Annotated in this window: 16 protein-coding genes and 1 tRNA gene; 8 read left to right on the forward strand and 9 right to left on the reverse strand. The window is 71.0% G+C overall.

Annotation, left to right across the window (positions count from 1 at the left end):
- Positions 1-253: 253 nt before the first annotated feature.
- Positions 254-514 carry a hypothetical protein gene (locus tag WMF39_RS03125; protein ID WP_437744066.1) on the reverse strand — a complete coding sequence of 87 codons (261 nt, stop codon included), beginning with the start codon at positions 512-514 and terminating at the stop codon, positions 254-256.
- Between the two features lie 286 nt (positions 515-800).
- Between WMF39_RS03125 and WMF39_RS03130 the strand changes: the two genes are divergently transcribed.
- Together WMF39_RS03130 and WMF39_RS03135 are read left to right on the forward strand one after the other, a co-directional pair.
- Positions 801-1,133, forward strand: coding sequence for a hypothetical protein (locus WMF39_RS03130; protein WP_437744067.1), 333 nt, complete (start codon positions 801-803; stop codon positions 1,131-1,133).
- Positions 1,134-1,221: 88 nt separating this feature from the next.
- Entirely contained in the window at positions 1,222-2,361 is a 1,140-nt protein-coding gene (locus tag WMF39_RS03135) for a D-alanine--D-alanine ligase family protein (protein WP_437744068.1), read from the forward strand.
- A gap of 26 nt (positions 2,362-2,387) precedes the next feature.
- Here WMF39_RS03135 and WMF39_RS03140 read toward each other — a convergent pair whose 3' ends face one another.
- Together WMF39_RS03140 and WMF39_RS03145 are read right to left on the reverse strand one after the other, a co-directional pair.
- Positions 2,388-3,410 carry a GHMP family kinase ATP-binding protein gene (locus WMF39_RS03140; protein WP_437744069.1) on the reverse strand — a complete coding sequence of 341 codons (1,023 nt, stop codon included), beginning with the start codon at positions 3,408-3,410 and terminating at the stop codon, positions 2,388-2,390.
- Between the two features lie 261 nt (positions 3,411-3,671).
- Entirely contained in the window at positions 3,672-4,175 is a 504-nt protein-coding gene (locus tag WMF39_RS03145; protein WP_437744070.1) for a hypothetical protein, read from the reverse strand.
- 349 nt (positions 4,176-4,524) lie between these two features.
- Here WMF39_RS03145 and WMF39_RS03150 point away from each other — a divergent pair, with 349 nt between their 5' ends.
- From WMF39_RS03150 to WMF39_RS03165, 4 genes are all read left to right on the forward strand, one after another.
- A complete protein-coding gene (locus WMF39_RS03150; RefSeq protein ID WP_437744071.1) occupies positions 4,525-6,867 on the forward strand; it encodes an ATP-binding domain-containing protein in 2,343 nt (780 codons plus the stop codon).
- A 144-nt stretch (positions 6,868-7,011) separates the two neighbouring features.
- A tRNA-Met gene (locus tag WMF39_RS03155) sits at positions 7,012-7,088 on the forward strand.
- A 733-nt stretch (positions 7,089-7,821) separates the two neighbouring features.
- Positions 7,822-9,783: a globin family protein gene (locus tag WMF39_RS03160; RefSeq protein WP_437744072.1), complete on the forward strand. Its 1,962-nt coding sequence runs from the start codon at positions 7,822-7,824 to the stop codon at positions 9,781-9,783.
- Positions 9,784-9,880: 97 nt separating this feature from the next.
- The gene (locus tag WMF39_RS03165; RefSeq protein ID WP_437744073.1) at positions 9,881-11,761 is read left to right on the forward strand and encodes a protein kinase domain-containing protein; all 1,881 of its coding nucleotides are present in this window, start codon (positions 9,881-9,883) and stop codon (positions 11,759-11,761) included.
- Between the two features lie 102 nt (positions 11,762-11,863).
- Here the strand turns inward: WMF39_RS03165 and WMF39_RS03170 are convergent, their stop codons facing one another.
- Positions 11,864-12,637 (reverse strand): hypothetical protein, encoded by a 774-nt coding sequence (locus WMF39_RS03170; protein ID WP_437744074.1) that lies wholly within the window; start codon positions 12,635-12,637, stop codon positions 11,864-11,866.
- 334 nt (positions 12,638-12,971) lie between these two features.
- On the reverse strand, positions 12,972-14,255 hold the full coding sequence (locus WMF39_RS03175) for an MFS transporter (RefSeq protein ID WP_437744075.1): 1,284 nt from the start codon (positions 14,253-14,255) through the stop codon (positions 12,972-12,974).
- A 254-nt stretch (positions 14,256-14,509) separates the two neighbouring features.
- On the opposite strand from WMF39_RS03175, the gene WMF39_RS03180 reads away from it, so the two are divergent.
- On the forward strand, positions 14,510-14,719 hold the full coding sequence (locus WMF39_RS03180) for a hypothetical protein (RefSeq protein ID WP_437549338.1): 210 nt from the start codon (positions 14,510-14,512) through the stop codon (positions 14,717-14,719).
- Between the two features lie 12 nt (positions 14,720-14,731).
- On the opposite strand, the gene WMF39_RS03185 is transcribed toward WMF39_RS03180, so the two are convergent.
- The 3 genes from WMF39_RS03185 to WMF39_RS03195 form a co-directional block, all read right to left on the reverse strand.
- Positions 14,732-15,658 (reverse strand): glutamate--tRNA ligase family protein, encoded by a 927-nt coding sequence (locus WMF39_RS03185; RefSeq protein ID WP_437744076.1) that lies wholly within the window; start codon positions 15,656-15,658, stop codon positions 14,732-14,734.
- A gap of 67 nt (positions 15,659-15,725) precedes the next feature.
- The gene (locus tag WMF39_RS03190) at positions 15,726-17,522 is read right to left on the reverse strand and encodes a glutamate--tRNA ligase (protein WP_437744077.1); all 1,797 of its coding nucleotides are present in this window, start codon (positions 17,520-17,522) and stop codon (positions 15,726-15,728) included.
- A gap of 124 nt (positions 17,523-17,646) precedes the next feature.
- On the reverse strand, positions 17,647-19,401 hold the full coding sequence (locus WMF39_RS03195) for an adenylate/guanylate cyclase domain-containing protein (protein ID WP_437744078.1): 1,755 nt from the start codon (positions 19,399-19,401) through the stop codon (positions 17,647-17,649).
- A 439-nt stretch (positions 19,402-19,840) separates the two neighbouring features.
- On the opposite strand from WMF39_RS03195, the gene WMF39_RS03200 reads away from it, so the two are divergent.
- Entirely contained in the window at positions 19,841-20,554 is a 714-nt protein-coding gene (locus WMF39_RS03200) for a hypothetical protein (RefSeq protein WP_437744079.1), read from the forward strand.
- A 131-nt stretch (positions 20,555-20,685) separates the two neighbouring features.
- Here the strand turns inward: WMF39_RS03200 and WMF39_RS03205 are convergent, their stop codons facing one another.
- Complete coding sequence (locus WMF39_RS03205) at positions 20,686-21,939, reverse strand: hypothetical protein (protein WP_437744080.1); 1,254 nt, start codon at positions 21,937-21,939, stop codon at positions 20,686-20,688.
- Between the last annotated feature and the right edge of the window lie 360 nt (positions 21,940-22,299).

The following is a 22,299-nucleotide window of genomic DNA, read 5'->3' on the forward strand; positions in this document are numbered from 1 at the left end:
CAAAGCAGGGACATGCGCAGCACCTTACGGGTCGCTCCGCTCTCAGGCTCCCGGTCAGAAGTGTTACCAGGGCGAGGTGTCGCGTTCAGCGAAGAGCGCTCGATGTCATCCCGACGTCGCGCGTCGCTCGCGCGTCCTCCCGAGGATATCGATGCCGCGGTGTTCGTGGGAGTTGACCCCGCGTGCGCGGGGACGAAGTCTCTCGCTCACCTTACCCGACCCCCCCCCGCGGCCGACGAGGCGAGTCGGCCCATCACATCGTTTCGACCGACTTGAGCATCTCCGGGATGAAGTGGAGTCTCGGCCGGAGCAGCCTGTCGCGGCGCCCGGGCTGTCGGACCTGGAGCATGGCGCCGGTCGCGGAGCTGTTCGAGGCATCCAGCAGATCGTCGGTGAACGTGTAGCTGTAATTCTCTTGCTTGGTCGGTGTCTTGTCCTGCGCAGCGGCCTCGGAGATCGAGACGCAGAGAAACAGCAGCGCGGCTGTGACTGAAATAAGCGATCGCGACTTCATCATGCCTCCTCGCCTTTATCGGACACGGGCGAGGACCGCACATTGGGACCCTTTTTGCCGAGCTCGATGTCGCGTCGCGGAGCTCGCCGGCGCGGCCGCGGCGCCAGCGCGCGGAGCGCCCGCCCGGGGTGCCCGCTCCAGCGGGCCGCCCCAAGGGGACGATGCGCCTCTGCGTTCTGTGCCGACAGGCGCGCTCGATGTCGTCGCAGGGGCCCTCCTGGACGGACCACCCGATCTGGTGACAACGCAGGTGACATCGCTCTCCTTCCGCGTAGAATCGGGCTCGATGCTCACCTGCAGTCGAAGGAGCACGACGGGCGGCCTCATCGTTGCGGTCGTCGCGGCGCTCGCCGTGGTCGTCCCCGCCGGAGCGGCGAGGGCGACCGAGGAGACGCCGGCAAAGGTGGCGAACGGCATCGCCGTCGGCGCTCAGCTGGAGGCGCTCGCGGACGTCAAGGTCGCGCGCGCCGAGGTCGCCCGGGGCTCCAGGGTGAGCGTGGCCAGGCTGATCGAGCGCCAGGGCCAGCTCACCGCCGTCGACGTCGAGCTCGCCGACGGCCACGTCGCGCGCGTGGCGATGGCGACCGTCCGCACGTCGTTCCGCGTCCTCTCCGAGTAGCCGTCTTCTTCGAGTCGCTCGAGTCGCTCGGGTCGCTCGAGCCGCCGGCTTCTTCACCCCCGCGCGCGATCGCGGCTAGGGTGCCGCCATGCGGAACCCCGCCAAGGTGCGCGTCGCCGTCCTCTTCGGCGGCCGCTCGGCCGAGCACGAGATCTCCCTCCTGTCCGCCCGCTTCGTCGTCGAGGCGCTCGACCGCGACCGCTTCGAGCCGGTGCTCATCGGCATCGACAAGTCCGGCCGCTGGCTGCTCCAGGAAGAGGCGCTGCTCCTCAGCGCCGCGCGCGACCCCCGCCTCGCCCGGCTGAACGAGGCGATGCCGGAGATCGCCCTCGACGCCCACCCGGGGCCCTCCGGCGAGGCCACGCTGACCGTGCCGGGCGGCGCGCGCTCCCCGATCGACGTCGTCTTCCCCGTCCTGCACGGGCCCACGGGGGAGGACGGCTGCGTCCAGGGCCTCCTCGAGCTCGCCGGCGTCCCGTACGTCGGCTCCGGCGTGCTCGGCTCCGCCGTGGGGATGGACAAGGACGTGATGAAGCGCCTGCTCCGCGAGGCGGAGATCCCGATCGTCCCCCACGTCACGCTCCGCCGGGCCGCGTGGGACCGCGATCGCGGCGCGTGCATCGAGCAGATCGCCGCCCTCTCCGCCGGCAGCGCCGGCTTCGGGCCGATCTTCGTCAAGCCCGCGAACCTCGGGTCGTCCGTCGGGGTCCGGCGCGTCAAGGCGCGCTCCGAGATCGAGGCGGCCGTCGAGCACGCCTTCGAGTTCGACCTGAAGATCGTCTGCGAGCAGGGCATCGAGGGGGTGCGCGAGATCGAGTGCTCCGTGCTCGGCGACGACGACCCCATCGCCTCCGTGCCCGGCGAGATCGTGGTCGGGCACGCCGACGGCTTCTACTCCTACGCCGCGAAGTACATCGACGCCGACGGCGCCACGATCCGGATCCCGGCCGACCTCTCCCCGGCCGAGGCGAACGCCGTGCAGCTGGTCGCGCTCCGCGCGTTCCGCGCGCTGGAGGCGTCGGGGATGGCCCGCGTCGACCTCTTCCTCTCGCCCGATCGCGCGCTCTACGTGAACGAGATCAACACCATCCCCGGCTTCACGGCGATCTCGATGTACCCGAAGCTCTGGGAGGCGAGCGGCATCCCCGCGCGCAAGCTGATCGAGCGCCTCATCGGGCTCGCGCTCGAGCGCGGCGCGCGGAAGGCCCGCCTCAGGACGAGCGCCTAGCGCCGCGCGGCGGCCGTCAGCCCGCGTCAGCCCCCGTCGAGCCGCACGCCGGGGGCGCCGAGCGCGGGCCGCCGCACGAGGCGCGGGCCGAGCGCCTCGAGGATGCGCGCGTGGCGCTCGGCGGGCGCCCACACGAGGATGTGCCCGCCGCCGCCTGCGCCGCACACCCGGAGGACCTCGACCCCGAGGCCGTCGAGCCGCCGCTCCAGGGAAAGCGCGAGCGCGCTCGCCGCCCTCGAGAGGCGCACCTTCGCGGCCGCGCCCCGGCGCATGCCCGAGAGCACCAGCGAGAGCGAGCCGATCTCGAAGCCGCGCGCGACCTCGCCGGCCGCCGCCACGAGCTCGCCCTTCGCGTCGCACGCCGAGCCGGAGTCCATCCGATCCAGCACCTCGCCCGACACGCGCCGCACCTCCGTGTCCACGAGCAGCAGCCCCGCCGAGAGCGCGGGCACGAGGTCCGGGCAGCCGATCGCGAGCGGACGCACCCCCGAGCAGCCGCCGGCGTCGAAGGCGAGATCGAGCAGCCCCCCGAACGCCGCGAACACCTGATCCTGCGCGCCGCACGCGTTGCACAGGCGCTCGCGCTCGATCGCGACCGCCTCGCGCGCCAGAGCCTCCGGCGCCACGGCCTCTCCGAGCGAGGCGCGCAGCGCGAACAGCGCCGCCACCGCCACCGACGCGCTGCCGCCCAGGCCAGCCCCGGGCGACGTCTCGCTCTCGACCCGCAGGGCGACCCCGTCGCCCACGCCCGCCGCGGAGAGCGTCGCCTCGACCAGGCGGAACGCGAGATCGTCGCGCGGAGGATCCGCGCGGCGCCGCAGGAGGACGCGCGCCCCTCCGGCGCCGCCGGCGCCGCCGGCGCCCTCGGTCGGGCGCGGCTCCGCCCGCCCCTCGCCGCGCGCGGCGAGCTCGAGCCGCACCCAGCCTCGATCGAACGGCTCGACGATCACGCGCACGCGCAGATCGATCGCGGCGCCCACGACGCGCCCGCCGTCCTGTCGGGCGATGCCGGGCAGGTCGCTGCCACCCCCGGCGAAGGAGACGCGCATCGGCGCGCTCGAGGCCGCGCGCCACAGCGGGCTTCGCAGTGTTCGCGGCGCGGAGAGGGAGCCGGCGCAGGGGGTGCTCATGCTGTCCTTCGGCGCGAGCGCGACCCGCCGGGACGCGAGCCCGCCCCAGGGACCGAGGCGGAGCGCCCCGCGGCGGCACCCGGTGCAGGGAGCAGGCCATCGATGGAGCGCCCGGCGTGCACGCTCCCGCTCAGTCCCGCTCAGTTCCGCTCAGTCCCGCTCAGTCCCGCTCGGTTCCGCTCAGTTCAGGTCCTTGCTCGCGGGCTCGCTCCGCGGCGAGGGCTGCGCGCGGGCCGCGTCGAGGATCCGGTCGATCACCCTGAGCCCGGCCGCGAACATGTCCCGCTCAGCGCGCTCGCCGCCGGCGTGCACCTCGGCCGCCTTCTCCCGGAGGGCGAGCGCGTCGCGGCGGACGACCGGGAGGCGGGCCGCGCCCGCCGCCTCGGCGATGCACCCGGCGAGATCGTAGATGAGGAACGCGTCCTCCTCGCTGATCCGGGCCTCCGTACGGCGCCCCTCGGCGCGGGCGCGCGCCGGAGATCCGGAAGCGCGATCCCCCCGGGCGTGCGGCGCGACCTCCCGATCGTCGTCGTCCCCGATCGAGCCCGAGGAGACGCGGTCGAGCAGGCTGGTCAGCTCGACCCGGTAGGCGGCGAGGACCAGCGCGCAGAGCGCCCCGCGATCGCGCAGCGAGAAGAGGATCAGCTCGAGGAGCCGGTCGGACCGGGTCGCGCAGTTTTGCATCGCTGCCTTGTACGGCGTCCGCCCACGTGACCTCAATCCAGAACGCCACCGCCCGCGGCGGATCCGCCCTCGGACGCGGGGCACGTTACGCACCGAGGGCGCTCGCGTGGCGCGCGCCGGCCCGTCGAGGCGCACGCCGAGGCGCGAACCGCCCCGTCGAGGCGCGCGCCGGCCCGTGGAAACGCGCCGAAGCGCGGATAGCGTGGGGGGCCCCACGCGGCGGTTGCGGAGCTGTGCCGGATCGGTCAATAGGTCCGACCCTCCTGCGTCAACGGGCCGCGACGGATGTCTGGCGTGCTGACGCTCCGGCTCAGCCTGTCACCTCATCCACCATCGCATCGGCATCCCCGTGACCGCGAATCGTTCTACGAGCCCCACGCCCACCCGAGAGCAGTCCACCGCGCCGTCCTCGGCCACCATCACGACGTCCACCCGGCCCGCGCCGCCCACGCCTCCCACGTTTGCGGACGGCGCGCCCGGCGCCGGGCTGAGCGAGCACGGCGCGGCGATCGTGCACGAGGAGGAGGCGCTGCTCGCCCGCGTCACCGCGCACCTCGCCGCCGCCGCGACCAAGCCGTCGCGCCCGCCGCCTGCCGAGAACTACGAGGAGCAGCTCCTCTCGCTGCGCGATCAGATCGCGGCGGCGCGGCTGGAGGACGTGCCGGCGCTGGTGCAGCAGATGGAGCGCCTGCAAGGGATCGCCGCGCGGCGGAACGAGAACGTCGTCGAGCCCGTCGATCCGAAGTCGCCTTACTTCGGCCACCTGCGCCTCCGGGAGAAGGGCCGCCCCGAGCGCGACGTCCTCATCGGGCGCACGACGCTCGTCGACGCGAGCGCGGGCGTGCGGATCGTCGACTGGCGCCACGCCCCGGTCAGCCAGATCTACTACCGCTACGAGGAGGGCGCGGAGTACGAGGAGACCTTCGGCGAGCGCGACGTCGAGGGCACCGTGCTCGTGCGGCGCACCGTGACCATCGACGACGGCGAGCTCTATCGCATCTCGGCGCCGCAGGGGACGCTCGTGCGCGGGCCCTCGGGCGGCTTCCGCGAGATCGCGACGCGGGCGACCGAGCTCTCCGGCGGGCAGGGCAGCGCGGTGCGCCCCGAGGACATGCGCGACATCGCGCGCGCGGCGGCGGGCGGCGCGCGCGGCGGGCTCGGGACCGGGGCGGCGTTCCACGCCCGCGAGGACCGGCACCTCCCGGAGATCGCGGCGCTCCTCGACCCGCGGCAGTTCGAGCTCATCTCGAAGCCGGACGCCGGCATCGTGGTCATCCAGGGCGGCGCCGGCAGCGGCAAGACGACGATCGGCGTCCACCGGCTCGCCTTCCTCTCCTACAACGGAGGCCGCCGCTTCACCGCCGACAAGATGCTCGTCATCGTCGGCAGCCCCGCGCTCCGCGCGTACATCAGCGAGGCGCTCCCCGCGCTCGGCCTGGGCGGCATCGCGGTCGAGACGTTCTCCGAGTGGGCGCGCGCGGCCCGGAAGCGCGCGTTCCCGTGGCTCGAGGCGCCGATCGAGGAGAACACGCCCTCGGTCGTGACCCGCTACAAGACCCACCCGGCGATGCTCCACCTCCTCGAGCAGCGCGCGGCGGAGCTCAAGGACGACGCGCGGGCGCGGCGCGACTCGCGCGGCACCCTCGCTTTCTGGGCGGACGTGCTCACCGATCTCGACCGGGTGATGGCCGCCTTCGAGGCGGCGGGCGACCCCGAGTTCGGCCCGGAGCAGGTGAAGCGCGCGTGGCGCTGGTGCGCGGACCGCTGCCCCGCCGTGCTCGACCTCGACCCCGGCGACCGCGCCGAGCGCAAGGCGGCGATGGCCGACGAGCCCGCGGACGACGACGACGACCGGGGCGGGGACGGGCGCGAGGTCTCGAGCGACGACCGCGCGGTGCTCGACCCCGAGGACGACGCGCTCCTCCTGCGGGCGTACCAGCTGCTCCGGGGCGAGCTCCGCAAGGGGAAGAACGTGCTCGTCTACGAGCACCTCTTCGTGGACGAGGCGCAGGATCTCGCGCCGATCGACCTCGCGGTGCTGCTCGGCGTCGTGGCCGAGCCGCGCAGCGTGACGCTGGCGGGCGACACGGCGCAGCGGCTCTTCATGGACTCCGGCTTCCGCGACTGGCGGGCGACGCTCGACGACCTCGGCCTGTCGCGGGTCGACGTCGAGCCGCTGCGCATCGCGTACCGCTCGACGCGCGAGGTGCTCGCGTTCGCCCGCGCGGTGCTGGGCCCGCTGGCGGATCCGACGCCGCCCCTCGCCCCGCGCAGCGGGGCGCCGGTCGAGCACCACCATTTCCCGAGCGCCGGCGCGGCCGTCGCGTTCCTGGCCGACGCGATCCGCCCGCTGTTCGCGCGCGAGCCCCGCGCGACGCTGGCGATCCTGGCGCGCCACCCCGAACAGGCGGACGTCTACTACGACGCCCTCAGGATGGCCGAGATCCCGAACCTCCGGCGCGTGCGCGCCTACGAGTTCGCGTTCCGCCCCGGCGTCGAGGTGACCGAGGTCCGGCAGGTGAAGGGCCTCGAGTACGACTACGTGGTGCTGGTCGACGTGAACGCGTCGACCTACTCGGCCGACGACGAGTCGCGGCACCTGCTCCACATCGGGGCGACGCGCGCGGCGCACCAGCTCTGGGTGATCTCGACGGCGGCGCCGTCGCCGCTCGTGCCGGACTGGCTGGGCTGAGGGGCAGGGGGACGAAGGGACCGCTCGAGCGCAGCCGAGCTGTGCCGCCGCCCTCGGAAGGCATCGGAAAGGGGAATGGACACAATCGACACCGGGCCGTGAGAGAATCCTTGACCGGAGCGAGGCCGTGAGTAGATTCCCTCTCGCGCGGTGGAGCAGCCTGGTAGCTCGTCGGGCTCATAACCCGAAGGTCGTGGGTTCAAATCCCGCCCGCGCAACCACGACCCAAGTAGCAAGAGGACGCGAGGATTGGCCGGAAAGGCCACCTCGCGTTTTTCGTTTTCAGGGTCTGTCCGCTGACGCCGAGCGTGAGACCGGAGAGGCGGTCTGAGCGATCCCGCCGTCCGGTCCCTTCAGGCGAGCGCTGCTCGTCGCGCGCTTTGCCTGCTCGCTTGGTGTGTGCCTCTCGGGAGAGGTCCTGGTCGTCCCGGCGGCCTCGCGCGCCCTGGGTCCCAGTCGTTCCATCGGAGCGCGGCGGCGCGGAGCGGCTCGAGCGCAAGGGCGATGAGGGGCACACCCCTTCTGGAACATCGAGCGTCGACGGCGTGAACTCAATCGCTCTCTGCGGCTCCGGCGCGCCGCCGCTCCGATGCCCTGTCCGTCGGCGGTGTCGCTCGGGAAGTGCGCAGCGCTACGGGGCCGGTACAGGTGCGGTTCGCCAGCGCCACATCCGCGGCCTCGGTCCGCTCGTCGCGCAGCCGCGCCCCCGGCGAGGTCGCCGCGATCTGTGCGCGTTCGTCGTGCGTTCGTTGCGCCTTGGTCGGGCGTTGGTGGGCATGGCGCGCGCTTTCACGGGCGTCTCGCGCCGGCGGCGCAGCCCTCTCGCCGCGCCGTAGGCAGGCGCCGGCCCCGTGATGTAGGATGCCGATAGAGGCGGCTCCTGTGCTCTGAACACGCGCGCCGCGGCGCGCACCTCACCGGCGCATTCCCGGTAACCTCCAGCGGACAACCACGATGGCCAAACCGAACGATCCCTTCGCACCCTCGACCAACACGCGCGGCGCCGCGACGCCGGGGGATGCTGCCAAGCCGCAACGCAGCGCCACCGCGCCCGCGGCGCGTGCGTTGCCCTCTGCGGGGCCTGCCACCCAGCGAGGGCCGGGGGCCTACGGCGCGCCCGAGTTCCTCAACAAGGCGCGCAGCGCGCAGCCGCCGGAGCTCCTGAGCCAGCGCACCATCGAGCTCGTGCAGTGGTCCTGGGCGAAGGTGATGCCCATCTCGGACGCCGCGGCGGCGCTGTTCTATGAGCGGCTGTTCACGCTCGAACCGTCGGTGCGGCCGCTGTTCAAGAACGATATCGCCGAGCAGAAGAAGAAGCTCATGCAGACGCTCTCCGTGGCCGTCGATGGGCTGAACAACCTGCCCAAGCTCGTGCCGGTGCTCCAGGCCCTCGGCGTCCGGCACCAGGGCTATATGGTCGTCGATCGGCATTACGACGTGGTGGGCGAGGCGCTGCTCTGGACGCTGCGCGAGGGGCTCGGCGACTCCTTCTCGGCCGACGTCGAGTCCGCGTGGAAAGAGGTCTACGGCGTGGTCTCGGACGTCATGAAGAAGGCCGCCGCGGCCCACTCGGCCGTGGGCGGCGCGCAGGCGCACCCCTCGCCGGCGCCGGCCGGGAGGGAGGCCCCGCGGATCGGCTCCCAGCAACCGGCGCAGCGCTCGGCGCCCGTGGAGCAGGCGGTGCAGATGCCGAAGTCGGTGCCGCCGCCCTCGTCGACCAAGGCCTCGCGGACGCTCGTCGGGGTCGTGCCGCCCTGGCAGGGCGACCCGCCGCCGCCCGCGCCCGCCGCGGCGCCCGCGGGCGCGCCGATCAGCCTGCGCACCATCGAGCTCGTGCAGCGATCGTGGGCGAAGGTGATGCCCATCTCGGACGCCGCGGCGGCGCTCTTCTACGACCGCCTCTTCGAGCTCGAACCGTCGGTGCGGCCGCTGTTCAAGAACGACATGGCCGAGCAGAAGAAGAAGCTCATGCAGACGCTCGCCGTGGCCGTCGATGGGCTGAACAACCTGGGCAGGCTCGTGCCGGTGCTCCAGGCGCTCGGCGTGCGGCACCACGGCTACATGGTCGTCGATCGCCATTACGACGTGGTGGGCGAGGCGCTGCTCTGGACGCTGCGCGAAGGGCTGGGCGACGGCTTCACGCGCGACGTCGAGTCGGCATGGACCGAGGTCTACGGCGTGATCGCGGACGTCATGAAGAAGGCGGCCGCAGATCACGTCGCGAGCGGGGGCGGTCGCAAGGCCGACGCCGCGCCCGCGCGGGAGCGGGCGCCCGCGCAGCGGCCGCCCCTCTCGGAGCAGCGCGCGCCGGCGCCGTCGAGCGTCACGGAGGTGATGCCGGCGAAGAGGCGCCCGGGCCCGCTCGACGAGGACGCCGACACGCTGCACTACCAGACCAACCCTGCCCATGAGGCCATGATGACCAGCGGTATCCACCACGAGGAGTCCCGGGCGGCGGCGCGCCCGGCATCCGCAGCGCCCCCTGCCGTCGCGAGCGCGAGCCCGCAGGGGCTCGTCATCCCGTGGGCGGGCCAGGACATGGTCGTCAACGTCCACGTCAAGCTGGACGGTCCGCTGGTGACGGTCCCGGTCTCCTCGCCCGGGATTACGTCGCCGGCGGTCGCGGCGCCTGTCGTGCTGGAGCCGACTGGCCCGAGCGGCCTCGCCGCGGGGCTCGCGATCGCCCTGCTCTCGATCGCCGCCTCGATGGCCACGGCCATCCTGATGACGGTGGGTGGCGCCGACAAGGCTGCGGCGGGCGTGGGCGCCGCGGCCGGCGCGGGCGCCGTGCCCAACATCGCGTCCCTCGCGACCTACGCCGTGCCGATCATCGTCACGGTCCTCGTCCTCTCCGCGTTCACGATGGGACACATCCTGGGGCGGGGTCGGGCGCGGAGCGACGCGGGGCAGCTGTGAGCTCCTCGTGCGGGTCGTGAGCGGGTCGTGGACTGGAAGCCGACGCATTCGCCCGGCGAGCGCACGGGTTTGATGGCAAGATGGGAATGAGAGCCCGATGATCGCGGAGCCTGCGAGTACGCTGACCCACCTGGCGGGACAGTGGCTGGGACCCTTCCAGCTGATCCAGCTGCTCGGCATCGGCGCGATGGGCGCCGTGTACCTGGCCAGGGACAGCGTGCTCCAGCGCGACGTCGCGGTGAAGCTGATCGCGAAGGGGAGCGCGGACACCGATCCCGAGCGGCGCGACCGCTTCCTGCGCGAGGCGCGCGCGGCGGCGCGCCTCCTCCACCCGAACGTGGTGCAGATCTTCCAGGTCGGCGAGGACGAGGACGTCCGCTACATCGCCATGGAGTACGTCCACGGCCTCACCATGGCGCAGGCGGCCAAGCAGCATGGCGGCCGCCTGCCGGAGCAGTTCGGGATCGAGAAGATGCGCGAGGCCGCGGCGGCGCTCGAGCTCGCGGCGTCGTTCGGCATCTCCCACCGCGACGTCAAGCCCGCCAACCTCCTCCTCAATGCGTCGGGGACGCTCAAGATCGCCGACTTCGGCCTGGCGTCCCATCCGGAGAGCGGTCCGCTCGGCGGCAGCGCCGCCCGCACGCTGGAGGGCACGCCGTTCTACATGAGCCCGGAGCAATGGACCGGGCAGGACATCGCGCCTCCGTCGGACATCTACAGCCTCGGCTGCACGTTCTACCACCTGCTCGTGGGCAGGACGCCCTTCTCGGCGCGGGATCTCGCTGGCTGCTTCCAGGCGCACTGCCACGCGCCCGTCCCGGATCCGAAGCTGGCGATGCCGGACATCGACCCGCTCCTCGCGGAGCTCTTGCGCCGCTGCATGGCGAAGAGGCCTCAGGAGCGGCCGTCGGCCGGGCACATCGTGGCGTTCCTCGAGGACATGCTGATGCTCCGGCGCAGCAGCGTCAGGCCGCGAGAGATGGCGGAGCCGAAGAGCGCGCTGCTCGGCTCGCCCATGGATCTCTCCGATACGAGGATAAGCGAGCTCCCAGCGCCGCCGAGGGGCCCGCTCGCGACGCCGACGGGCACGATCCTGGTGAACAGCTCGACCGCCGTCGGGCACTTCACCGGCCAGTACAGCTACCGTGATCATTTCGGGCTGACCGGCTATCCGTTCAGCGACATCCGGCAGCCGAGCTTCTTCTGGGACGCGGGCCCTTATGCCTGGATCCTGAGGACGCTGGCGTCGCAGATCGTGGCCGGGCAGCGCCCGGCGATCCTCGTGGGCGAGCCGGGGAGCGGCCGGACCTTCGTCTGTGAGATGATCAAGAACAAGGTCCCGCGGATCCATGTCTTCTCGGTCGAGCCGCAGCTGCTCTTCGGGACGCGGCCGCTCGTGTCGCTGTGCAGGCAGGTGGGGGCGACGGCCATCACACCGACGCTGAGCCAGCAGTTTCTCGTCGACGCGTTCCTCGGGCAAGCGCTCCTCCGCGCAGGGTCGGACGCGATCGCGGTGCTGGTCGTCGACGGCGTCGATCCGGAGGATCACGAGCTCCTGATGGAGCTCCATGACATCCTGCGCTGCGCCCCGGCGGGCAAGCTCTCGATGATCCTGGTGGGCGCCCCCGATCTCCCCGCGACCCTCGCCTCGAACGGCGTGCCGCGCGAGCTCTACTCCGGCGCTCAGTCGCTCCTCTTGCCCGGCATGACGCAGCAGGAGATGATCGAATACATCGACTTCAGGATGTGCTCGGTCGGAGGGAGCAGGCGGGGGCTCCAGATGGACCTCGCGTCGCAGCAGCTGCTGCACGCGAGGAGCGGCGGTAGCCCGAAGCTCATCAACATCTACTGCCACAACGCGCTGACGATCGCCGCGCTCCAGGGCGAGACGGACGTGAGCCTGTCGTCGATCCGCCTGGGAATGAAGAGCAAGAGCTACCTCACCGCCGAGGCGGCCACGAACCTGATCCGGGGCTGAGCGCGCGCCTCCAGCGGGTCGTCAGGCGCGGCCGGAGCGGTCGTGCGCGGGGCGATCGCAACGCGCTCGCGCGCTGGCCAATCCCCCTCATTCCTCGCCGCGTTAGCTGTCGTTTCCGGCGGTTCCGACTGGTGCGACCGTCCTGGCCGCTCCGGTCGCGGACGGCGCGCTCGGCGGCGCGGCGGGGAGGGGGGCGCGCCCGGGCATTGCGGCGAGCACCGCCGCGTCCGTCATCGGCGCGCGCGGCACATTCAGCGCGCGTCCAATACGCGCCCTCGAATGCTTGTCGTTGTCGATGCACCTGCCGCGCGTGTATGCGCTGAGCCGGTCGCGCGGCTCCTGCTTGCGGCACGCCCCGAAGGATCCCTTGATCAGCGCGAGTCCCGCGCGAAAGCATTTCTCTCGATCCCCGACGAGATCCTCGTGCGACCACCCCTCCCGGGTCTTGCCGGCGCCGACGCGGACCTGGAGCAGACAGGAGTCGAGCCCCGAGCCGCGCGCGAGCTTCCCGAGCCCGAGGTCCACGTCGCGACGGTAACCGCTCTCGAAATACGCGATCGATAAGAGCAGCGCCATCGTCTCGGCTCGACCGCGCGGGCCGCCGAAGAGCGGCTTCAATGCGGGATCATAGGCAACCTTCGCCGCCGCGCGCGCGATCTCGTGGTAGCGCGCGCGGCCTTCCTCGGGCGTCTCGACCGCGTCCTTGATGAAGCTCTTCCCAGGCGGGGCCCATGTCATCATGATACCAACAGCCCACGCGATAATCGTATCCATAAGACATGTAAGGTCATGGGCTACCTCTGTGTCAAGCAATTCGGACAGCCTGGCTGGGATTGTCGTCGTGCGTTGTATGATGGCGTGCCGCTCAGTGTGCATTATAACGTCCTCGTCAAATTGCGAATGATCTGGGAAGCGGTGCGTCGTACGTGGTGCGCAATCGTTTTCGCACTGGCTCGCACTGGATTTGTGTTCGGTTGTGTTCGGTTGTGTTCAGTTACGTTTGTTGCGTTTGTTGCGTTTGTTGCGTTTGTTGCGCTCGGCTTCGCGAGATTGCGGGTGTGCTCGCGGTCAAATTCGCGCCGAGTTGTCTCGCGCTCTCGCCGCGGGGCTCACGAATGGAGTGGCCCTCTCCAGTCCTCGAGAGAGCGACTGGCCCTCACCGGGCTGGGAGCGGTGATGTGCTGCGCGCGCGCTCGACGCGAGGCGCGCGTCAGGCCTTCTCGGCGGCGTCTTCTTCGGAGGTCGCGCGCGTGTCTTCGAGCCGGTCGACCGCGCGCAGCTCGGGGAACAGCCATGCCCAGAGCAGCACGACCGCGATCGTCCCGAGGCCGCCGAACACCACGGTGGGCACCGTCCCGATGAGCCTCGCGAGGGTGCCCGACTCGAGCTCTCCGAGCTCGTTCGAGGCGCCGACGAACACCATGTTGACCGCGCTCACGCGGCCGCGCATCTCGGGCGGCGTGGCGAGCTGCTCCAGCGTCATCCGCACGACGACGCTCACCATGTCGGCGGCGCCCATCACGGTGAGCGCGACGAGCGAGAGGGGGAAGCTCCGCGACAGGCCGAACACCACCGCGGCGAGCCCGAAGAGCGCGACGCAGAGGAGCATCCTCGGCCCGGCGCGCCGCGTGATGGGCCGGAAGGCGAGGACCACGGCCATGAGCCCGGCCCCGACGGCCGGCGCGGCGCGCAGGAAGCCGAACCCCTGCGGGCCGACCCCGAGCACGTCGGTCGCGTAGATGGGCAGCAGCGCGACCGCGCCGCCCAGGAAGACGGCCGCGAAGTCGAGCGAGATCGACGCGAGGAGGACCTTCTTCCGGTAGACGTAGCGCAGCCCGGCGAGCGCCGTGGCGAGCGACGGCGGCTTCCTCTCCAGGCGGCCGGCGGGCGCCCGCACGGCCAGGGGCCCGGCGCACGCCGCGGCGAGCGCGAGGCTCGCGCTCAGGTACACGGGCGCAGGCGCCTTCCAGAGCGCGTAGAGCAGCCCGCCCAGGCTTGGCCCGCCGATGGCGCCGACCTGCCAGAGCGTCGATTGCCACGTCACCGCGTTCTGGAAGTGCTCCGTCGGCACGAGCGTGGGCAGGAGCGCCGAGCCGGCCGGCCCCTGGAAGGCGCGCACCGTGCCGAGGAGCACGAGGACCCCGTAAATCGCCGGCAAATTCGGGCTCGGCGAGCGCGCGAGGAAGAAGAGCGCGAGCGCCGCGAGCGCCGAGGTGAGGTAGCAAAGGACGAGGATCCGCCGCCGATCGAAGCGATCCGCCGCGTGCCCCGACGCGAGGGACAGCCCCGCGACAGGGAGGAACTGGGCGAGCCCCACATAACCGAGCGCGAGCGGATCTCGCGTGAGGTCGTAGATCTGATACCCCACGGCGACCGATTGCATCTGGTAGGCCACCGTGGCCAGAAGGCGGGCCGCCGCGTAGACGCAAAAATCGCGCGATGTGAAGGCGGCGAAGGGCGACGACGGCTTCAGGGCGGCGGGGGCGGTGGCCATGAACGAGTCCGGGCGACGTTCATGGCGCATTCCAGCGAGGGTCGCCAGGCTGCGATGCTGCGGTTACGGGCCGGGAGATCGAGCGCCAGGTCGCTGCACCCCGCGCGCCGTGGAGGGGTTGCATCCCGGGCACTGTGAGGGAGAGCAGGGACGGTCCGGGCACCACGGCCGGTCATCGGGACGGTCACGTTCGCGTGGCCTCGGCGTGGAACACTGGCGCGCCGACTTGGACCTGTGGTAAGCGGCAGCCACACATGATGCTCCTTGGACATGACACTTCGTCGGGACGGGCGCGCGACCTCGCCGAGCAGGCGTGGCGCGCCTGGACGCTGTTTGGCAGCCGCTCCCGCCGTGGGCGTGATGGCCGGCGCGACGACGACGACGACGACGATTTCCCGCGGCCGAACGCGATCCTCACGTGGCTCCCGATGCTGGGACGCGCCGTCTCGCCGCTGCCCGCCTGATCTACGCGCCGCTCAGGGCCCGCTCGCCGTCAGCGTGAGCGAGCCGTCGCGGAGGCTCACGACGCGGTCTGCGGTCGCGACGCGCGACCAGTCGAACTCGCGGAGCAGCTCCGTCGGCGTGCACGGATCGGGGTGATCCCGCAGGCCGACGCAGCAGGCGAGCGCGCCGGTGAGCGCGGGCGCGCTCCGGGCGAGCGCCGCCCCGCGCGCCGCGCCGTGCGTCTTCGCCAGCTTGCCGCCGCGCTCCTCCAGGAGGAGCAGGTGGTGCCGGTAGACCGGCGCTGGCAGCCCGAGCAGCGCCTGGAGCGCCGCCTGCGTGGCGGTGCTCGGCGCGATGTCGCGCCCCCGGACGACGCGCGTGACGCCCGCCGCGCCGTCGTCGACCACCACGGCCAGCTGGTAGGAGAAGGCACCGTCGCGCCGGCGAACCACGGGATCGCCCATCGCGAGCGCGGGCTCCTGCGACAGGTCGAGCCCGCCCTCGTCCAGGGGCCGGAACACGCCGTCCGGCAGATGCGCCCGGATCGGCTCCACGCTCGCGCGCCACCCGCCGGGCGGCAGCGCGCGGCCGCGCGCGCGGTTGTCGTAGGCGAAGCCGCCGTCCGGGGCGCGCCGGCCGATCGCGCGCACCTCCTCGCGCGTCGCGGAGCAGGGGTACAGCGCGCCGAGCGCCTCGAGCCGGTCCATCGCCGCCTCGTGGTGCGCCCTCCGCGCGTGCTGCTCGACGCGCTCGTCGAAATCGAGCCCGAGCCACGCGAGATCCTCCTCGATCGCGCGCGCGAACTCGGGCCGGCACCGGTCGGGATCGAGGTCCTCCAGCCGGAGGAGCAGCCGCGCGCCCCGCGACCGCGCGTCCAGCCAGGAGAGCAGCGCCGCGGCGAGCGTGCCGAGGTGGGCGGGCCCGGTGGTCGACGGGGCGAACCGGCACACCTCGCTCATCGCTCTTCCTCCTGCCGCTGCCGGCCGCGCCCTCGTCGCGCGGCCCGCGGGCGCGTCACGCCGCGCCTCAGAGGAAGCGCGCGATGCGCGCCCGCACGCGCGGCTCGCCCAGCACCGCCATGACCTCGGTCAGATCAGGGCTGTTCCTCGTCCCGCAGACCGCGACCCGGAGGAGCATCGAGACGTCGCCGACATGGCCCTTCCACGACTCGGGAGAGGCCTTGTACTGCTTCACCTCGCCTGCGTAGCCCGAGGCCACCGCGATCTGCCGGATCTTCTCGAACCACGCCTCCTTCGAGTCGGCCGGGTCGAACGTGTCGAGCATCTGCCGGAGCAGCGGCTGGCGATCGCCCTCCGGGACGTTCTCGGGGAAATCGAGCGCGTCGACGCGGTCGTAGAGCTCGTCGTAGAAGAAGAAGAGCTGGGGCCGCAGGTCGGGCCAGGTGGTGATGCGCTTGTTCGACTTCTTGCCGCCGCGCTCGATGCCGAGCGCGCGCTTCGTGTACTCCGGATCTCGCTCCATCAGCGCGGCGAGCTCCTTGTCGTGCTCCCTGGCCCAGTCGAGGCCCTGGGTATAGACCTCCTCGGCGCTCATCCGGCTCACGACCGCCTGGCTCACGCTCTTCAGCTTCACCATGTCGCTCAGCGCGCCGCCGGGGGCGAGCTTGTTGAGCTTGAGGGGGAAGGCGGAATAGGGCTTGTCGGGGTTCGCCTTGCGCCAGTCCTCGAACGCGGAGTTGGCGATGTTGAGGAGGTACTCGATGGTGCCTGTCTCGGGGACGCCGATCTCCCGGTAATACGCGATGTTCGCCTCGGGGTCCTTGCGCTTGCTCAGCTTGCGCCGCGCGTCCGATACCTTCGTCTCGCCCGTCTCCGGGTCGACCTCTTCCACGCGATCGAGCTTCTGGATCGGCGGGACGTGGGCGTACTCGACCGGCCTGAAGCCGAGGGTGCGGAAGAGCTGCAGGTGGAGCGGCATCGACGAGATCCACTCGTCGCCTCGGATCACGTGCGTCGTGCGCATCAGGTGATCGTCGATCGCGTGGGCGAAGTGGTACGTCGGGATGCCGTCCGACTTGAGGAGGATGGTGTCGAGATCGTTGACGGGCATCGAGATGACGCCCTTCACGCCGTCCTTCCACTCGACGCGGCCGGAGACGTCGTCCGGGGCGCGCAGCCGCAGCACGAACGGGGTGCCGCCCGCGAGCGCCTCCTTCACCCGGGCGAGCGGCGCGTCGCGCCACTTCGCCCACCGGCCGTGGACCCCGGGCTTCACCGTGAGGGCCATCTGCTCCTGCCGGATGGCGTCGAGCTCCTCGACCGTGCAGAAGCAGGGATAGGCGAAGCCGCGGCGGATGAGATCGATCGCGTAATCCCTGTAGATCTCGACCCGCTCCGTCTGGATATAGGGGCCATAGCTGCCCTGCTGCACGAACTCGCCTCGCGACGACGCGTCTCCGTCCTTCGCCGGTTCGCGGAGCACGCCCTCCTGAGGGGAGAGATCGAAGCGCGCGAGGGAGTCGACGATGGTGTCGAGCGCGCCGGGGATGGCGCGCTTCACGTCGGTGTCCTCGAGGCGGAGGTAGAAGACGCCCTCGCTCTGGAGCGACAGCCGCTTGTTGATGAGCGACACGAAGATGCCGCCAATGTGCATGAACCCGGTCGGGCTCGGCGCGTAGCGGGTGACCATCGCGCCTTTGGGCAGCGCGCGCCGGGGATAACGCGCCTCGTACTCCTCGGGCCGCCTGGCCGACGCCGTGGCGTCGCCGAAGAGGAGGCGCACGAGCTCGTCGCGGTCCTCTCCGGGGCCCGGTTCGCGGACGGTGACGGGAAGCGTCGTCTCGTTCGGGGCCTGCTTGTCCATGAGGGCGCGTCGCTCCTGGTCTGACATCGGGCGGGCAGCCATTGCACGCCCGCCTGGCCTTGTCAATCGGCCGGGGCGCGTCAATCGTGGGCTGACGAGCGCGAACGAGCGCCGGCGCGCCGCGCTACTGCGGTGTGTTCTCGCCGATGAGCCAATAGGTCTTCATCGCGCCCTTGCCCTTGATCGCCACGAGGCCCCGCTCCTCGAGGAGGAAATCTCGCGCGAGCAGGGAATAGCTCGCCTCGCTCACCTGGATCCGGCCGGGCTCTCCGCTCGACTCCATGCGGCTCGCCACGTTCACCGCGTCGCCCCAGAGATCGTAGCTGAACTTCTTCTTGCCGATCACGCCGGCGATGACAGGCCCGGTGTTGATGCCGATCCTGAGCTGGAACGGCTCGCCGTCGTCGCTGACGAACTGGCGCACGGTGTGCGTCATGGCGATCGCCATCCGCGCGATGGCCCTCGCGTGATCGGGGCGCTGCGCCGGCAGCCCGCCGACGACCATATAGGCGTCTCCTATGGTCTTGATCTTCTCCAGGCCGTGCTGCTCGGCGAGCTGATCGAACGAGGAGAACATCCGGTTGAGCAGGCCGACGAGCTCCGCCGGAGGGAGCCGCGCAGCGAGCGGGGTGAAGCCCGCGATGTCCGCGAAGAGGACGGTCACTTCCTCGAAGTGCTCGGCGATGAGCTGCTCGTGCTCCTTCAGCTGATCGGCGATCGTCCTCGGCAGGATGTTGAGGAGGAGCCGGTCCGAGCGCTCATGAGCTTGCTCGGCCGCCGCCTTCGCCTGCTCGAGCGCCGCCTTCTGCTGGCTCTGCCGCCGCGCGTTCGCCTCCAGGGCCGACAGCATGCCGTTGATCGAGCCGGTGAGGCGCGACAGCTCGTCGGTCCCAGGCATCGCGACCCGCGCCGAGAGGTCGCCGACGCCGCCGATCTCCGTGACCTCCCGGCTGAGGCGGGCGAGCCGGTACAGCACCAGCTTCTCCAGGAGCAGCAGCGTCACGCCGCCGAAGACCAGGCCCACGACCACGGTCACGAGCACGAGATAACGCAACGTGTCATGGCCCATCCTGAGGATGGCCCGGTCGTTGTCCACGCGCACGAGCAGCGCCGGCTTGCCGTCGATGTCGTTGAGCACGGTGTATCCGGCGATCCGGTCGCTGCCGAGCGGGTGGACGAGGATCGGGTCGCGGTCGGACAGGGCGGCGCGCGCCTCGCGGAAGTCGTCGGGCAGCTGGGGATCGTCGAGGCGGTGCACGGCGAGCGAGAGGCCGGCGGGCTCGGTGAGGCGCTTGATCTCGGCGTCGGTCAAGAAGCGCCCGAACGTGACGGTGCCGGCGACCGGTCCGCGGCCGGAGCTGCCGACGCTCGGCTGGGAGCAGAGGAGCATCGGCCCGTCCGGGAGGAGGACGATGCCGCCTCGGACGGCGCTGCCGGGCGCGTCCCGCCCGAAGAGGAGATCGCCGAGGCGGAGCCGCTCGGCGATGCCGCGCGGCAGGGGGGCCCAGCTCTTCGTGGCGTGGTCGTAGCCGGTGCTGTACACGGGCGTTCCGTCGGCGCCGGCGAAGACCGCGAGATCGATCCGGGCGATGTCGAAGAGCTGGGCGACGAGGTTCGAGCGAACGAACTCTTGATTGCCGTCCTGCACGAACGCGTAGGCGTCATCCCACTGGCTCCAGTCGGTCCAGCGCGCGTTGAAGTCGCTGCTGGCCTGGCGGAAGAGGTTGAGCGCCACCTGCACGGTACGGCGGGTGTCCTGCGCCTCGGCGGCCATCGAGTTGGCGAGGAGCGCCCTCGAGGACACGCCGTACAAGGCAAAGCTGAGCCCGAGCAGCGTGGCGGCGATCGCCAGCAGCGTCTTCGCGCGCAGGGAGAGCAAGGCGTCGAGGGCGGGCTTCAGCGGCGCCGAGACTATCGAAATGCGGGACGGCGCGGAAGCGCGCCGGCGCCAGCCGGGACGGCGCGGGCTCCGGCGGGTGGGGGAGGGGGCGCGGCGGCGGCGGTGCGGCGCGGTGCCCCTGCCCCGGTCCGGGCCGCGCTCGCGTGGAGGGGTCTCCGGGGCGGGTCTGGAGGCGCGGTTTCATTCTCGTTCTACGGCGGCACGCGAGGCATCGAGTTCCAGATGTGTATCGTGGACGTTCCAGCCCCTCGTTTCGGGCCGAGTTCTCATCGATATTCGCGGAAATTCAGGTCCGTAGTAATGAAAACAACTTGAACGGTTGTCGCCGTTTCCGGCGGTGATGAACGACGCTACGGTATCTCACGTTGCCTCGTGGCTTCCTTGGACCGCTGTCGCGAGAGCAGATAGAATGCGTGCAATGCACACGCCCGGCCGGCTGCTTGTCGTTCCTGCGGTCCTTCTCACCCTCGCCGCGTGCGCCAACGGCACCGACGATCTGCTGCCCGGCTATTACGAGGAGCAGGCCGGCGGAGGCGGACTCGGCGGTGACGGCGGTGCCAGAGGGGAACACCTGTCCGCGAGCTCGAGCTCAAGCGTGAACGTCGGCTCCACCGGAGTCGGCGGTGCTGAGGGCGAGGGCGGCGACGGCGGAAGCAATGAAGGTGACGGAGGCGACGGCGGCGGGGGAGCGGTGGCCGAGTGCGACTATGCGGCGCCCAATACCTGCACGGGAGCAGAGGATCTCGGTAGTATCTCGGGCGACGTCGAGGCTGATTCGATGACGGTGACGGGGACCACGTCGAAGTGGTTCAAGATCCTGATCGTCGACAATGCAGATGAGGCCAGCTCCGAGCACTTCCGTGCCACGCTCGAGTCTCCGCCGGGGATGAACTTCGATTTGATCGCTTACCAAGGGGAAATTGAAGTTGATGCACCGAATTGCTTTGCGTCCGGCGTCAGAGGGCAGGGCACGCCCGAATCATTTTACGTGACGTGGAACGACCGCTTCGCCGATCCCGATGAGCTCTGGTTTATCCTCGAGGTGCGGCATGTGGAGGGTACCGCGTGCGGCGAGGACGCGAAGTGGACACTGACGCTCCTCGGCAACAATGCGGCGTTGATAGAGCCTTAAGCCTGCACGCGCAGCCCGCAGGCCGGTCACCGGCACATAAGAGATCCTTGAGCCTGTGCGCACCACACATCAGCGCCGGCTCACCTCGATCTTGCTTCGTCCGGGACAGCGCTCCTCATCAGGCGCCGCATCTACGGCGACATTCGCGCTAGCACCACGCTGAGATTGTCCATCATCAGCGGCGGATCCGCCAGGTCGATCGTGCCGTCGCTTACGCCGGCTACGACGATCTCGCGCGTCTCCTGATAGATAGCCGCGGAGGTTGCCATCTGGGCCGCCGCGGCGCCGCCATAGCGATGACTCCACCGGTGAGCCCCCGAAGGGTCGAATTTGGCGATGAACCAGTCGTAGTCGCTGGCCGTCAGATCTCCGCCACCGAAATCCACCTTTCCGCGGAAGCCGCCCGCGAAGACGAGCTCGCCCTCGCTGTCGAGCGCGACGCCCAGACGTGGTTCGCCGCCCATCTGCGCAGTTGCATCTCCGAACTGCTTCGACCACGAGTGGGCGCCGGTCGACGACAGGCGCACGACGAACAGGTCGTCGTCCTCCGTGCCGGTCGTCCTGCGTGGCACGTCTACCCCATTGTTCGTGCCCTGGAAGGTGACCGTACCGGAGAAGCTCCCGACGATGCCGGCGTTTCCCGTAGCGTCAACGTCAACGTCGGCGATATCGAGCGTGCTGCCGTCGCCGTGGATGAAGGTCGTATTCCATAGCGGCACTCCCTCGGCGTCGAACTTGGCCACCCAGCCGGACTGTCCCATCCTGGCGGACCCATGGGTGTGGCCAGCGCCGAAGTCAACCGAGTTCTCGAACGTGCCGGCGACCACGGCACGGCCCATCGCATCGACCCCGACGCCCTTACCCGTTTGGTACCCCGGGGTGTCGCTTGATCGGTCCCCGATCCGGACGCTGTAGACATGGCCGCCGTCCTCACCGCTCAATCGCACCAGGAAGCCGTCGGTGTCCGACGCCTCCGCGGTCTCGAGTGCCGAGCCCCCGAAGGTCACGGCTCCGCTGAAGCTCCCGGTGATCACGGGGTCGCCGTCCAGCGTCACGGCGATGTCGATCGGTGTGGTTTGGCCTTGCGGGCCGCCGAACTGCCTGCTCCACACATGTCCGCCGTTCGCGTCGAGCTTGGCGACAAGCATGTCGGTGGTCCCGCTGGCCGGGAGATCGTTGCCGCCGAGGTTCACGGTTCTCGTGTATTTGGTCGCGAATAGCACGTTGCTCTCCGCGTCCAGCGCCACGGCAGCAGCGCTGTCCCCGCTGCGCGGCAGCGCGATGCTGTATACATGGTTCCCCTCGCTGTCGAACACAGCAAGGAAGAGTCCTCTCTCATCGGCTTGCTCCGGCAGGACCGTGGTGGCATCCGGCCCGAAGTTCATCGTGCCCTCGTGGAGACCTGCTATGGCGATCCGATCGCCCTTCGGGCTGATCGCCACTGAGGTCGCCAAACCGAAGGACCCCGCCTCAAACATCCTGGCCCACGCGACGTCGCTGCACCCCACGCCGTCGCAGTCCTCATCGCCCCTCTCGTTGCAGTCCTCCTCGCCCGGGAGCACCTGCTCCTCGCAGTCCCCCCACCGCCCATCCGCGCCGCACGTCTGCGTGCCGGGCTCGCAGACGCCGACGCCGTCGGTCTCGCTCGCTCCCTCGTAACACGCCCGCGAGCCACCCTCCTTGCAAGGCGTCGTATCGCCGCCCCCCGGAGCCGGCGGTGGCCGGAGCGTCGGTGAACTCGTCGA

Source organism: Sorangium sp. So ce1504 (genome assembly GCF_051521635.1).
GTDB lineage: Bacteria > Myxococcota_A > Polyangia > Polyangiales > Polyangiaceae > Sorangium > Sorangium cellulosum_B.